12 protein-coding genes are annotated in these 14,181 nt (G+C 60.6%); 4 read left to right on the top strand and 8 right to left on the bottom strand.

Annotated elements, in window-relative coordinates; genetic code table 11:
* The first annotated feature begins 243 nt into the window (after positions 1-243).
* Positions 244-2,178 carry a BCCT family transporter gene (locus BT204_RS00675; protein WP_229999343.1) on the top strand — a complete coding sequence of 645 codons (1,935 nt, stop codon included), beginning with the start codon at positions 244-246 and terminating at the stop codon, positions 2,176-2,178.
* A 155-nt stretch (positions 2,179-2,333) separates the two neighbouring features.
* Here BT204_RS00675 and choV read toward each other — a convergent pair whose 3' ends face one another.
* The 3 genes from choV to BT204_RS00660 form a co-directional block, all read right to left on the bottom strand.
* Positions 2,334-3,512, bottom strand: a complete 1,179-nt coding sequence (choV, locus tag BT204_RS00670) for a choline ABC transporter ATP-binding protein (protein WP_054922367.1) — start codon at positions 3,510-3,512, stop codon at positions 2,334-2,336.
* Positions 3,509-4,354 carry a choline ABC transporter permease subunit gene (gene choW / locus BT204_RS00665; protein WP_003194913.1) on the bottom strand — a complete coding sequence of 282 codons (846 nt, stop codon included), beginning with the start codon at positions 4,352-4,354 and terminating at the stop codon, positions 3,509-3,511. The genes choV and choW overlap by 4 nt, the downstream gene beginning before the upstream one ends.
* Positions 4,355-4,423: 69 nt before the next feature.
* Complete coding sequence (locus BT204_RS00660; RefSeq protein WP_019817457.1) at positions 4,424-5,371, bottom strand: choline ABC transporter substrate-binding protein; 948 nt, start codon at positions 5,369-5,371, stop codon at positions 4,424-4,426.
* A gap of 416 nt (positions 5,372-5,787) precedes the next feature.
* Here BT204_RS00660 and BT204_RS00655 point away from each other — a divergent pair, with 416 nt between their 5' ends.
* Both BT204_RS00655 and BT204_RS00650 read left to right on the top strand, forming a co-directional pair.
* A complete protein-coding gene (locus BT204_RS00655; RefSeq protein WP_014720257.1) occupies positions 5,788-7,164 on the top strand; it encodes an L-serine ammonia-lyase in 1,377 nt (458 codons plus the stop codon).
* A gap of 523 nt (positions 7,165-7,687) precedes the next feature.
* Positions 7,688-8,791, top strand: a complete 1,104-nt coding sequence (locus BT204_RS00650; protein ID WP_003194907.1) for a choline metabolism transcriptional regulator GbdR — start codon at positions 7,688-7,690, stop codon at positions 8,789-8,791.
* A gap of 88 nt (positions 8,792-8,879) precedes the next feature.
* On the opposite strand, the gene BT204_RS00645 is transcribed toward BT204_RS00650, so the two are convergent.
* The 5 genes from BT204_RS00645 to BT204_RS00625 all read right to left on the bottom strand — a co-directional run bounded on the left by BT204_RS00645 (position 8,880) and on the right by BT204_RS00625 (position 12,988).
* Positions 8,880-9,143, bottom strand: coding sequence for a hypothetical protein (locus BT204_RS00645; protein ID WP_034128891.1), 264 nt, complete (start codon positions 9,141-9,143; stop codon positions 8,880-8,882).
* 225 nt (positions 9,144-9,368) lie between these two features.
* On the bottom strand, positions 9,369-9,860 hold the full coding sequence (locus tag BT204_RS00640) for a thioesterase family protein (RefSeq protein ID WP_054922373.1): 492 nt from the start codon (positions 9,858-9,860) through the stop codon (positions 9,369-9,371).
* A gap of 101 nt (positions 9,861-9,961) precedes the next feature.
* Complete coding sequence (locus BT204_RS00635; RefSeq protein ID WP_034128889.1) at positions 9,962-10,927, bottom strand: L-carnitine dehydrogenase; 966 nt, start codon at positions 10,925-10,927, stop codon at positions 9,962-9,964.
* 142 nt (positions 10,928-11,069) lie between these two features.
* On the bottom strand, positions 11,070-11,957 hold the full coding sequence (locus BT204_RS00630) for a 3-dehydrocarnitine:acetyl-CoA trimethylamine transferase CdhC (protein WP_034128888.1): 888 nt from the start codon (positions 11,955-11,957) through the stop codon (positions 11,070-11,072).
* An 86-nt stretch (positions 11,958-12,043) separates the two neighbouring features.
* Positions 12,044-12,988 (bottom strand): choline ABC transporter substrate-binding protein, encoded by a 945-nt coding sequence (locus tag BT204_RS00625; RefSeq protein WP_057976525.1) that lies wholly within the window; start codon positions 12,986-12,988, stop codon positions 12,044-12,046.
* A gap of 194 nt (positions 12,989-13,182) precedes the next feature.
* On the opposite strand from BT204_RS00625, the gene BT204_RS00620 reads away from it, so the two are divergent.
* Positions 13,183-14,127, top strand: coding sequence for a GlxA family transcriptional regulator (locus BT204_RS00620; RefSeq protein ID WP_054898194.1), 945 nt, complete (start codon positions 13,183-13,185; stop codon positions 14,125-14,127).
* Positions 14,128-14,181 lie beyond the last annotated feature (54 nt).

Here is a 14,181-nt window from a genome sequence, read left to right as displayed (position 1 = left end):
TGCAACCTTCGACACCTGCAAAAACCCTTGAAACAGGCCACTTTTCAGAGCCTGATCACCGCTTCGGCGGGCTCAAGAATTTTGGGGTGTCTTTATAACACCCGTCCGTCGACTGCCGAAAAATCGATGTCCCGGGATAACCGTTGCCTTGTGTTTCTCTCTCGCACTGCCTGGAGCATCTGCGCCATGAGTTCTGCCTCTCTTATAAAGACCCCACCGGAAAAGGTCCGGGTCAACGGTTGGGTGTTCTACACCTCCACCGCGCTGATTTTATTGTTGACCGCCATTCTGATCGTCGCCCCGCAGGAGGCCGGGCGCCTGCTCGGTGTCGCACAGGCCTGGCTGTCGAAAAGCTTTGGCTGGTACTACATGGTGGTCATCGCTGCCTACCTGGTGTTTGTGGTCGGCCTGGCGTTTTCGTCCTATGGGAAACTTAAGCTGGGTGCGAAGGACGATACCCCAGACTTCAGCTACGGCGCCTGGGCCGGCATGTTGTTCTCGTCGGGTATCGGCATCTCGCTGTTGTATTTCGGTGCGTCCGAGCCGTTGGACCATTACTTCAACCCGCCCGAAGGCGCTGCCGCCAGCAATGGCGCGGCACGCCAGGCGCTGCAGCTGACCTTCCTGCACTGGGGCCTGCACGGCTGGGCGATCTATGCGCTGGTCGGCCTGGCCGTGGCGTACTTTGCGTACCGCCACAACCAACCGCTGGCCCTGCGTTCGGCGCTGTACCCGCTGGTGGGCGAGCGTTGGGTGAAGGGCGCGGCTGGCCATGCGGTAGACGGTTTCGGCATGTTCGTGACCCTGCTGGGCCTGGTGACCAACCTGGGGATCGGCTCGATGCAAGTGTCGTCGGGGCTGGAAAACCTGTTCGGCATGGAGCACAGCAATACCAATTTGCTGATCGTGATCATCGTGATGAGCACCGTGGCGACCATTGCCGCCGTGTCGGGTGTGGAAAACGGTATTCGTCGTCTGTCCAACCTCAACATCGTGCTGTTCAGCGGTTTGCTGATCTTCGTGCTGTTGTTCGGCCCCACCTTGCACCTGCTCAATGGCCTGGTGCAGAACACCGGTGATTACCTCAACGGTATCGTGCTGAAAACCTTCGACCTGTATGTGTACGAAGGCGACGGTGCCAAGACCGAACGCTGGATGGGCCTGTGGACTCTGTTCTACTGGGCCTGGTGGATTTCCTGGGCGCCATTTGTGGGCATGTTCATCGCGCGTATTTCCCGTGGTCGCACCGTGCGCGAACTGGTGGCTGGCGTATTGCTGATCCCGCTGGGCTTTACCCTGGCGTGGCTGTCGATCTTCGGCAACTCGGCCCTGGACCTGGTGTTGAACCATGGGGCGGTGGAGTTGGGCAAGACGGCGCTGGAGCAACCGTCCATGGCCATCTACCAGCTGCTTGAGCATTACCCAGCGTCGAAAGTGGTGATCGGCGTGTCGATCTTCGTGGGCTTCGTGCTGTTCCTGACGCCTGCGGATTCCGGCGCGGTGATGATGGCCAACCTTTCCTGCAAAGGCGGCAATGTGGATGAAGATGCGCCGCACTGGTTGCGTATCTTCTGGTCGGCGGTGATCACCCTGGTGACCATCGGCCTGCTGTTTGCCGGCAACTTCGAAGCCATGCAAACCATGGTGGTGCTGGCGGGGCTGCCGTTCTCTGTGGTGCTGGTGTTCTTTATGTTCGGTTTGCACAAGGCCATGCGCCAGGACGTGGCCACCGAACAGGAGCAAGCGCAATTGGCTGAACGCGGGCGTCGTGGTTTCAGCGAGCGCTTGACGGCGCTGGACCTGCAACCGAGCCAGGCCACCGTGCAGCGCTTTATGGACAAGCACGTAACGCCGGCGTTGGAAGAAGCCGCGAGTGCGTTGCGTGATCAGGGCCTGGAAGTGCAGACCCTGCTGGGCAAATCCAAGCGCTGCATCGGCGTGCGGATCGAGATGGACGAGGGCAACCCGTTTGTCTACGAAGTGAGCCTGGATGGCTACTCGGCGGCACCGGCTGACCTGCCTGAAGAAGAGCGCACCCGTTACTACCGTGCCGAGGTGTACCTGCACAACGGGCCGCAGGAGTATGACCTGATGGGCTTCACCCAGGAGCAGATCACCCGGGATGTGCTCGATCAGTTTGAAAGCCATCGGCAGCTCCTTGGCCGGGTCTATAGCTGATAATTGAAGCCTGGTGGTGTCTTCCCTGACATGATCGTTCCCACGCTCTGCGTGGGAACACCGCCATGGACGCTCCGCGTCCCGCTCTTGAAGTCGTGACGCGGAGCGTCACAGGGTGCATTCCCACGCAGAGCGTGGGAACGATCCACAGGGTTCTAGCCCAGGTTCTTGCCCAGCAGGGCATGGTAGAGCTCACTGTCCCCCAGTATCCCCACCACCTTGTTGTTGTCATGCAGCACCAGCTTATTGCCTGTCTGGTAGCGAATCTGCAACGCATCGCGCATGCCGATGTTCGAGTCCACCAACGTCGGTACGCGGCCCAAGCCTTCCACGGCTTGTCCTGGCGCCCAGTTCTGCAGGTTCATCGTCACGCCATTCTGGCGTGCGCCCTGGATGGTGTTGCCTTCAGCCAGGTCCAGCCAAGAGTCGCCACCCGGATCAAGGCACACCGAACCATTCACACGCGTGCAGTTATCCAGGGTGCGCATCAGGCTGCGCCCGCACAGCACGTTCAACGGGTTGGTATGGGCGACGAAGGTGCGCACATAGTCGTCCGCCGGGTTCAGCACGATCTCTTCCGGCACGCTGTACTGGATGATCTTGCCGTCTTTCATGATCGCGATACGGCTGCCGAGTTTGAGTGCTTCATCCAGGTCGTGGCTGACGAACACGATGGTCTTGCTCAATTTGCGTTGCAGTTCCAGCAGCTCATCTTGCAAGCCTTGGCGGATCAGCGGGTCGAGGGCAGAGAAGGGTTCGTCCATCAGCAGGATATCGGCGTCCATCGCCAGGGCGCGAGCCAGGCCGACGCGCTGCTGCATACCGCCGGACAACTCGTCGGGCTTCTTGTTGCGCCATTGGCTCAGGCCCACCAGTTCGAGTTTCTCGTCCACCAGTGTGCGTCGTTCTTTCTCTGGGCGGCCCTGCATCTCCAGGCCGAAGCTGATGTTCTCGCGCACCGTCAGCCAAGGCATCAGGGCGAACTTCTGGAACACCATGGCGATGCGTTTGGTGCGCATCATTTTCAGCTCGGCGGGGGTGCAGGAGGCGATGTCGATCTGACGCCCTTCATGCTCCACAAACAGCTGGCCACGGCTGACGGTATTGAGGCCGTTGATGCAGCGCAGCAAGCTGGATTTGCCTGAGCCCGAGAGGCCCATCAGCACACAGATCTCGCCTTTCTCGATATCCAGGCTGGCGTTCTCGACGCCGACGATCTGCCCGGTCTTCTTCAGGATTTCGTTACGGCTCATGCCCTGGTCCAGCAGCTTGAGCGCTTCGCGTGGGTCTTTGGAAAAGATCACGTCGACTTTGTCGAATCGGATAATGCTCATGCATCACCCCCTACTTTAGCGTCGGGTTGTTTGCAGATACGGTCGAGCATGATGGCGAGCAACACAATGGCCAGGCCCGCTTCAAAGCCCAGCGCAATATCGGCAGTGTTGAGTGCGTTGACCACTGGCTTGCCGAGGCCGTCGGCGCCTACCAGGGCGGCGATCACCACCATCGACAACGACAGCATGATGCATTGGGTAATGCCGGCGGCGATGCTCGGCATGGCGTGGGGCAGTTCAATGCGCGAGAGCAACTGGCGGCGCGAGCAGCCAAAGGCCTTGCCGGCGTCCATCAGCTCTTGCGGCACATCGCGGATACCCAGGTAGGTCAGGCGGATCGGCGCGGCAATCGCGAACACCACCGTGGAAATCAGCCCAGGCACCACACCCAGCCCGAAGAGGGTCAGGGTAGGGATGAGGTAGACGAAGGTCGGCACGGTCTGCATCAGATCGAGTACCGGCCGCATCATGGTGTAGAACATCGGCTTATGCGCGGCAACAATGCCCAGCGGCACACCGATGACCACGCAGACCAGGGTGGCGAACAGCACCTGCGCGAGGGTTTCCATGGTTTCCTGCCAGTACCCCAGGTTGAGGATCAGCAGGAAGGAGGCGATGACAAAAACAGTCAGTCCCCATTTACGTTGAATAAAGTGAGCCAGCAGCGCAATCAGACCGATCAATGCCAGTGGATTGAACCAGGTCAGCGCAAACGTCACGCCGTGGATCATCGTTTCCAGTGTCGATGCGATTGCGTCGAAGTAGTTGGCACCGTGTTGGGTCAACCAGTCGACGAAGGCAGCGATGTACTGGCCTAGTGGGATTTTCTGTTCAGTCAGCATGGTAGTGAATGTCCACATGCGAAGGGGAAAACATCCCAGGCCAGCGCACCGGCCTGGGGTCAGCGGGTGCTATTTGGCGAGGTAAGCTTTAACGGCATCGAGCCCTGGTTTGCCATCAACGGTGGTGACACCGGCGAGCCAGGTGTCGAGCACTTGCGGGTTCTTCTGCAGCCAGGCCTTGGCGGCAGCATCGGCCTTCATCTTGTCGTCCAGGACGTTACCCATCAGGGTGCTTTCCATGTCGAGGGTGAACACCAGGTTTTTCAGCAACTGACCAACGTTGCTGCATTCCTGGGTGTAGCCTTTGCGGGTGTTGGTGTAGATGGTGGCCTGGCCGTAGTTGGGGCCGAACGAGTCGTCACCACCGGTCAGGTACTTCATCTTGAAGCGAGTGTTCATCGGGTGCGGTTCCCAGCCGAGGAACACGATGGCCTGGTTGCGCTTGGAGGCGCGTTCAACCTGGGAGAGCATGCCGGCTTCGCTGGATTCGACCACCTTGAAACCGGCGGTTTTCAGGCCGAAGGCATCTTTGTCGATCAGCGTCTGGATGGTGCGGTTGCCATCGTTGCCCGGCTCGATGCCGTAGATCTTGCCGCCCAGCTCATCCTTGAATTTGGCGATGTCGGCGAAGTCTTTCAGGCCCTTCTCATACAGCGCCTCTGGGACCGCCAGGGTGTACTTGGCGTTCTCCAGGTTGGCGCGCACGGTTTCCACGGTGCCGGCATCACGGTACTGCTTGATGTCGTTTTCCATGGTCGGCATCCAGTTGCCGAGGAAAATGTCCATGTTCTTGCCGTCGGCCAGGGACTTGTAAGTCACAGGTACCGAAATCATCGTGGTGCGCGGCTTGTAGCCCAGGCCCTTGAGGATCTCGCTGGTGGTCGCGGTGGTGACGGTGATGTCGGTCCAGCCGACATCGGAGAAGTTGACGGTCTTGCACTGTTCCGGTTCTGCGGCGTATGCCACGACTGGCAGACTCAGCATGGCGGCCAACAACAACGAGGGTGAACCTTTCATGTGGGTAGACTCCTGTGTCTTTTCTGGCGGCATTCGCCGCGCTTTATAAGTGTTGCGGTTGGAGCGTGCGACAACAGCTCTGGCGCGGTGCCTTGCAAACGAGTCGAGACTGATCATGTACCAGTGAAAATCTGACGCCTACAGGGGGCGTCGTATCCAGTACAGGGAGGGTCGCATCCAGTACCGATGACGTCGCTTACAGGTTTTTCCGAAGGTAAAACTGCTGTTTTTACCCTTCTGCACCGCAAAAAACGGCCAAAACTGGCGTTCGCACGCGAGCGCCGCTGGTGAGCATGAGTGCGTCGGTGTGAGACGCCGTGATGACGAATAAAAGCTTGATGATGCCGCCATCTGGGCGATCTGAGCGTAGCACCTCGTTCAAGCCCGGCCCGTGCTTATCGAGGAGTTCCACGTTAATGGCTATCAGCGTTTTCGACCTGTTCAAGATCGGCATCGGGCCTTCGAGTTCCCACACCGTGGGGCCCATGCGCGCCGCGGCGTTGTTCGTTCAAGGGTTGCGTGAGCGTGGGTGGCTGGAACAGGTGCAGCGTGTCGAAGTGCAACTGTACGGCTCGTTGTCGGCCACCGGCATCGGCCACGGCAGCGACACCGCCACCATCATGGGCCTGATGGGCGAGTGGCCAGACGCAATCGACCCCACGCAAATCGGCGCCCGTATCCACACCCTGCGCGAAACCGACACGCTGCTGCTGGATGGGCGTTTGCCGGTGCCCTTTGTGTGGGCGCGGGATATGCGCCTGCTCGATGAGAACCTGCCGTTCCATCCCAATGCCATGACCCTGGTGGTGTTTGGCGAAAACGGCGAGTTGCACCGCGACACCTATTACTCGGTGGGCGGCGGTTTTGTGGTGGATGAAGCCCAGGCCCAAAGCGGTGTGGCGGACATGGACCGCACCGAGCTGCCTTATGACTTTTCCAGTGCCGTGGAGCTGTTGCAGTTGTGCAAGACCCACAACCTGCGCGTTGCCGAACTGATGCTGGCGAATGAAAAAACCTGGCGCAGCGAAGAAGAAATCCGCAGCGGCCTGATGAAGCTCTGGCGCGCCATGCAAGATTGCGTGGAGCAGGGCCTCAAGCACGAAGGCATCCTGCCCGGCGGCTTGAACGTGCGCCGTCGCGCTGCCAAGTTGCACCGCAGCTTGCAGGAGCTGAACAAGCCCAATGTGATCGGCTCGACCTTGAGCGCCATGGAATGGGTCAACCTGTTCGCCCTGGCGGTCAACGAAGAAAACGCCGCCGGTGGGCGCATGGTCACGGCGCCCACCAACGGCGCGGCGGGAATCATCCCGGCGGTGTTGCACTACTTCATGAAGTTCAGTGAAGAAGTCACCGAAGCCAACGTGGTTGACTACCTGTTGGGCGCGGCGGCGGTGGGCATCCTGTGTAAAAAGAACGCCTCGATCTCCGGTGCCGAAGTCGGTTGCCAGGGCGAGGTCGGTTCCGCGTGTGCCATGGCCGCAGCCGGGCTGGCGGAGATCCTTGGTGCCACGCCGGAGCAACTGTGCAACGCTGCCGAAATCGGCTTGGAACACAACCTCGGCCTGACCTGCGACCCGGTGGGCGGCCTGGTGCAAGTGCCGTGTATCGAGCGCAATGCAATTGCGGCGGTGAAGGCGATCAACGCGGCGCAAATGGCGTTGCGTGGCGATGGCCAGCACTTCATCTCGTTGGACCGGGTGATCCGCACCATGCGTGATACCGGGGCCGATATGCATGACAAGTACAAAGAGACATCACGCGGTGGGTTGGCGGTGAGTGCGGTTGAATGTTGAGTCAGTGACATGATCGTTCCCACGCTCCGCGTGGGAATGCCGCCCCGGACGCTCCGCCCATGGGTGACGCAGAGCGTGACAGGATGCATGCCCACGCAGAGCGTGGGAACGAGCTGAAGAGGAGCATCATTGCTCACAAAGTGAACACCCCAGCCAAAATCGCCACCTTTTAGCGCGTCGCAAATAGATAAGTAGCTTCCGAACGAATTCCTACACGATCACACGCCTGATGTGCTTTGGGTGACAGACTCCTCCTACGCCCGCAAAGCGCCTTCCCACAAGTGCTACCGATCTGCTCACCCCCCTTGAACCCCGCCCGTTATGCGTCATATCCCGCACTTCACGCGTGGGCTCATATAGACGCATAAACAGGTCGTTTTCAGGAGTTCTTGAATAGCCATTCAATTTTAGGCATGGCATTTGCTCTATCAATTACAAAGCCTCTCCTTTTCAGGACGAGCGCAATAACAAGAGCCTCGCCTGAGGCCGCCACCCGCTTTGTGTGATGTGAGGAGATACCGCGATGACGTCGACCAACTCCGGGGCCCAACCCCAGAACCGTGCGCCTCAATCCATCGGCTTTTTGCTGCTGGACAATTTCACGCTGATTTCCCTGGCGTCAGCCGTGGAGCCACTGCGCATGGCCAACCAGCTGTCCGGCCGCGAGCTGTATCGCTGGACAACCCTGAGTGTCGACGGCAACCAGGTGTGGGCCAGCGATGGCCTGCAAATCACACCCGATGCCTCCATGCACAAAGCACCCGTGCTGGACACGGTCATCGTGTGCGGCGGCGTGGGTATCCAGCGCACCGTCACCCGTGAACATGTGTCGTGGCTGCAAAGCCAGGCACGCCAGTCTCGTCGCCTCGGCGCAGTGTGCACCGGCAGTTGGGCCCTGGCCTGCGCCGGCTTGCTCGACGGCTTTGATTGCAGCGTGCACTGGGAATGCCTGGCGTCGATGCAGGAAGCCTTCCCGCGGGTGGCCATGAGCACGCGCCTGTTCACCCTCGACCGCAACCGCTTCACCAGCTCCGGTGGTACCGCGCCCCTGGACATGATGTTGCACCTGATCAGCCGCGACCACGGCCGTGAATTGTCGGCCGCCATCTCCGAGATGTTCGTGTACGAACGCATCCGCAACGAACAGGATCACCAGCGTGTGCCGCTCAAGCACATGCTTGGCACCAACCAGCCGAAGCTGCAGGAAATCGTCGCGCTGATGGAAGCCAACCTCGAAGAGCCAATCGACCTGGACGAACTGGCGGTGTATGTCGCCGTGTCGCGCCGGCAGTTGGAGCGGCTGTTCCAGAAATACCTGCATTGCTCGCCGTCGCGCTACTACCTCAAGCTGCGCCTGATTCGTGCGCGGCAGTTGCTCAAGCAAACGCCGATGTCGATCATCGAAGTCGCCTCGGTGTGCGGGTTTGTGTCTACGCCGCACTTCTCCAAGTGCTACCGCGAATATTTCGGCATTCCGCCACGGGATGAACGTGTCGGCTCCAACACCACCCAGCAAGTGGCGATGATGCCGATTCCGCCGGCACTGGTGTTGTCACCGTTGTCGGGGCCGATGTCGGCGTTGAGCCAGGCCAGGAACGAGTCGACGTTTGCCAGTGTAAGGCTCTAAACCGAGTCGTCTGCATCGCAGGCAAGCCAGCTGCCACCTTGGAATGCGTTCTCCTGTGGGAGCTGGCTTGCCTGCGATAGCGGTATTTTCAGGCGCCGGAGTTCTGTTTGAATTGCATCAGCGCCGGCAACAACTGCTTGTCGATCGCCTGGCGCACGGCCGGCAAAATGGTCGCCTTGCCGGTGTACATTTGCTCCACCATTCCCTTGAGCGCCTTGGCCCGCGCTTCGCTCAAACCGCGCACTGCACATTCACACGCCTGCTCGGCGCTGGCGCCGCTGGACACTTCAAAACCCAGTGAGCGCAGTTGGCTCAGCAGGTCATCCTGATCAATCAAATCCGCGTGCATCATGACGTTTATCCTGGTGTAGGGAACAGGGATTGACCTGGATTCTGGTAGGCCCTTGCTGGGTGGGCAAGAGCAGAATCGAGCGATGGCTTGGATGGCTATGAACAGGTCGTTTTCGGGTCACTTGGCAATACGGTTAATAGGCACACTGAACCCAGGCACGCAGCTTGACGGTTTGGTCACCCTCCAGATGCACAGCTCACACAAGGCCCCTCTGCCCCGATCCAGTCACGGCTGGCTCGGGGCTTTTTTTGCCGGTAAACCGATGACACGGCCAAGCAGGGCAGGCCTTGGCAGCTCGGCCTGGGCAGCGCCGATCGCGGCAAGCCGTTGCAGCGTGGCCTCGGTGAACAGCGTGGCCTGCGGCCCGGCCAGGTCGACGTGCAACAGCATCTGTTCATTGCCGGCCAGTTCCTCGTCGTCTCCCACCCGGTGCAGGCTGTGATAAAGGTGCAGGCGCTTGGCGTCATGGGCGATCAGTTGGGTATGCACCTCAACCTCGGCCCCGAGCTTCACCTCATGCAGGTAGTTCAGGTGCAGCTCCAGGGTGAACAGCGAGTGGCCACTGGCTTCGCGGTTTTCGCTGTCCAGCCCCAGCGCGTCCATCAGCGCATCGGTGGCGTAGCTGAAGATCAGCAGATAGAACGCGTCACGCAGATGGCCGTTGTAGTCGACCCAGTCGGGCAGGATTTTCGTGGTGTAGGTGGTCAGTGCGGGCATGGCATGAATCCAATTCAGTGTGCGGTCAAATGTGCTGGCCGGCCTGCGATAGCAATGGTGAGGCCAACACCGCCATCGCAGGCAAGCCAGCTCCCACAGGGTTATTCGGCGAAGTTCATGCCGTGCTTGGCCTTGGTTGTTTTTACGGCTTCCAGCACCGCCAGCAGGCAGTCATCACGATAGCGCTCCAGCGCCGAGATGCTGTGGTTACCCAACTGCTCAGCGGTGCCATCGACCACATCATCAATCAGCTTTTCAGTCAATTCAGGCGCCGGTAGATAAGTCCACGGCAGCTGCAACGCCGGGCCGAACTGTGCCATGAAGTGGCGCATGCCGGCGTCGCCGCCCGCCAGTGTGTAAGTGAGGAAAGTGCCCATGAACGACCAGCGCAACCCGGCACCAAAACGAATGGCGTCGTCGATTTCGCCGGTGGTCGCCACCCCGTCATTGACCAGGTGCAGCGCCTCACGCCACAGCGCTTCCAGTAGGCGGTCGGCAATAAACCCCGGCACTTCCTTGCGCACATGCAAAGGACGCATGCCCAGGGATTCATACACCGAGATCGCCGCCTGGATTGCCTCTGGCGCGGTGTTTTTGCCGCCCACCACTTCTACCAGTGGCAACAGGTAGACCGGGTTGAAGGGGTGGCCGACCACGCAGCGTTCCGGGTGTGTAGAGCTTTCATAGAATTCGCTGGGCAATAGCCCTGAGGTGCTGGAGCCGATCAATGCGTTCGGCTTGGCCGCGGCGCTGATCTGGCTGTGCAATTGCAGCTTCAGCTCCAGGCGTTCCGGGGCGCTTTCCTGGATGAAGTCGGCGTCTTTTACGCAGTCTTCGATGGTAGTGACAAAGCGCAGGCGGTCCTGGGAGGCACCTGCCGCCAGGCCCTGTTGTTCAAGGGCGGGCCAGGCGTTTGCGACGCGTTTGCGCAAGGCCGCCTCGGCACCGGGCGCGGGGTCCCAGGCCACCACATCCAGACCATGGGCAAGGGCACGGGACACCCAACCGCTGCCGATGACACCGCTGCCCAACGCGGCGAAGGTTTTGATTTCGGTGATAAAGCGCATGGCATATTCCTAAAGTGTTCGATGATCCTTTGTGGGAGCCGGGCTTGCCCGCGATGGCGGCATTGCAGGCTACAAAGATGTGGCAGATTTACTGGCCTCATCGCGGGCAAGCCCGGCTCCCACAGGAGTGGTGGTGTCTGTGTTAGCCGCGTTGGGTCAGGCCCATCTTGATGCGGCCTTCGGCTGGGGTCAGGACCCTTGCGCCTAACCGGCTGAGAATTTCACTGGCGCGCTCCACCAACTGCCCATTGGTGGCGAGCACGCCTTTGTCCAGCCACAGGTTGTCTTCCAGGCCCACCCGTACGTTGCCGCCCAGCAGCACCGCCTGCGCGGCCATTGGCATTTGCATGCGGCCAATGCCGAAGCCGGCCCACACCGCGTCGGCGGGCAGGTTATCGACCATGGCTTTCATGGTGGTGGTGTCGGCCGGTGCCCCCCAGGGAATGCCCAGGCACAGTTGGAACAGCGGGTTATCCAGCAGCCCTTCCTTGATCATCTGCTTGGCGAACCACAGGTGGCCGGTGTCGAAAATTTCCAGCTCGGCCTTTACGCCCAATTCCTGGATACGTTTGGCGCCGGCACGCAGTTGCGCCGGGGTGGACACGTAAATGGTGTCGCCATCGCCGAAGTTCAGCGTGCCGCAGTCCAGGGTGCAGATTTCCGGCAGCAGTTCTTCGACGTGGGCCAGGCGGGTCAGCGGGCCCACCAGGTCGGTATTGGGCCCGAACTCCATGGGATTCTCGCCGCCACCGATCTCCAGGTCGCCACCCATGCCGGCGGTGAGGTTGACGATGATGTCGATGTCGGCCTCGCGGATGCGCTCCATCACTTCGCGGTACAGCGCAACGTCGCGACTGAACTTGCCGGTCTCGGGGTCGCGTACGTGGCAATGCACGACCGTGGCGCCGGCCTTGGCGGCTTCCACGGCAGCGGCGGCGATTTGCTTGGGAGTGACCGGCACGTGGGGGCTTCTGGCGGTCGTGTCGCCAGCACCGGTGAGTGCGCAGGTGATGATGACGTCGTGGTTCATGGGGCGGTTCCTTACAGGCGGGTGATTTCAAGGCGCAGGGCGCCGTTCGCAACCTTCAGGGGTTGCGAAGCGGTGATCTGGATGGGTTATTTCGTGGTCAATTGCAGGTTGGCGGCAGCCGGTTTGCCGTCGAAGGTGGTCACACCCTCCAGCCAGCGCGCCTGGTCTTGCGGGTGATCCTTGAGCCACTGCTTGGCGGATTCGATGGCATCCTTGTGGTCCAGCAGCGGTTGCATCATGCGGCTCTCGTCGGCGGCGGTGAACGTCAGGTTGGTCAGCAGCTTATGCACGTTGGGGCACTGCTCGGCGTAGGCCGGCGCGGTCACGGTCCACACGGTGGCCATGCCTTCGTTCGGGCCCAGGGCGCCTTCGCTGCCGGTGAGGTAAGTCATCGCCACATTGACGTTCATCGGGTGCGGTGCCCAACCAAAGAACACCACGGCTTCCTTGCGGCGCACGGCACGGTCTACGGCCGCCAACATGCCGGCTTCGCTGGACTCCACCAACTGGAACTTGCCCAGGCCGAACTGGTTTTTGGCGATCATCGCCTTGATCTGCGTATTGGCCCCCGAGCCCGGCTCGATGCCATAAATCTTGCCGCCCAGCTCTTTTTCGAACCTGGCGATGTCAGCAAAGGTTTTCAGGCCCTTGTCGGCCAGATAAGTCGGCACCGCCAGGGTGGCGCGGGCGTCTTCCAGGCTGGGTTTTTCGAGGACCTTGACTTGCTTGGCGTCGACGAACGGCGTGATGGTCTGGGTCATCAGCGGGTTCCAGTAACCCAGAAACAGGTCCAGGCGCTGGTCGCGGATGCCGGCAAAGATGATTTGCTGCGAGGCGCTGGTTTGTTTGGTCTTGTAGCCGAGGCCATCGAGCAGCACCTGGGCCATGGCGCTGGTGGCGATGACGTCGGTCCAGTTGACCACGCCCATGCGTACGTTCTGGCATGAAGCGGCATCCGCTGCCAGGGCGTTAGTGCTCAAAATGGCGCTGGCGCTGAGTGCAAGTACGCAGCGGCTGATCAGTCGGTTCATGGGTGGAGCCCTCGGCAGTCGTTATTGTGGGTGCCGGCGTCTTTGTGCGCCGTGGGATCACGTTACGCAGCTTGGCGCCCCGCAAAGCGCACGGCGGCGACCCACTCTTGCACTGCAGCGACCTGGGCTCTTGAATGGCCGGTTGAACTGGCGTATCACAGTGATCACGCTGCCCGTATGACGAGAGCGCCACCATGTCCCAGGATGTCTATTTCTTGCTGATGCCGGGGTTCTCGGCCCTCGGTTTTATCTCCGCGCTGGAACCGTTACGCGTGGCCAATCGCTTTCGCGGCGAGCTGTACCGCTGGCACATCTTGAGTGCCGATGGCGGCGCGGTACTGGCGAGCAACGGCATGTCGGTCAACGCCGATGCCGCGCTGGAACCGTTGAAAAAAGGCGCGACCTTACTGGTGGTGGCCGGCTTCGAACCCCTGCAGTTCGCCACGCCCGCCCTGGAGCATTGGCTGCGCCGCCTCGACCATGAGGGTGTGACCCTCGGTGCCATCGACACCGGCGCCTGCGTGCTGGCCGAGGCGGGCCTGCTTGACGGCCACCGCCTGACCTTGCACTGGGAAGCCATCGACGCCTTCAAGGAGGCCTATCCGCACCTAAGCGTGACCCAGGAACTGTTCGAAATCGACCGGCGCCGCATCACCTGCGCCGGCGGCACCGCGTCCATCGACTTGATGCTCGATCTCATCGCCCAGGCCCACGGCCCGGAACTGGCGATCCAGGTTTCCGAGCAATTCGTACTCGGCCGCATCCGCCCCCGCAAGGACCACCAGCGCATGCAGATCGCCACGCGCTACGGCATCAATAACAAGAAACTGGTGCACGTGATCGGCGAAATGGAACAGCACACCGAACCGCCCCTGAGCACCTTGGCCCTGGCCGAAACGATCAAGGTCACCCGGCGCCAACTGGAGCGGCTGTTTCGCCTGCACCTGAACGATACGCCGAGCAATTTCTACCTGGGCCTGCGCCTGGAAAAAGCCCGCAAACTGCTGCGCCAGAGCGACATGAGCGTACTGGAAGTGAGTATTGCGTGCGGGTTTGAGTCACCGTCGTATTTCACCAGGAGCTATCGCGCAAGGTTTGCCAAATGCCCGCGGGAGGATCGGCGGCGGGAGGTGGTTTGACGGACAATTATAGTCAATTATACTCTTTACTATAATTTATAGTCCTTTCCATAA

The organism is Pseudomonas sp. NFPP02 (genome assembly GCF_900119355.1).
GTDB lineage: Bacteria > Pseudomonadota > Gammaproteobacteria > Pseudomonadales > Pseudomonadaceae > Aquipseudomonas > Aquipseudomonas paracarnis.
Note: the sequence above shows the minus strand (reverse complement) of the source record. Positions and strands in the feature narration are given on the sequence as shown.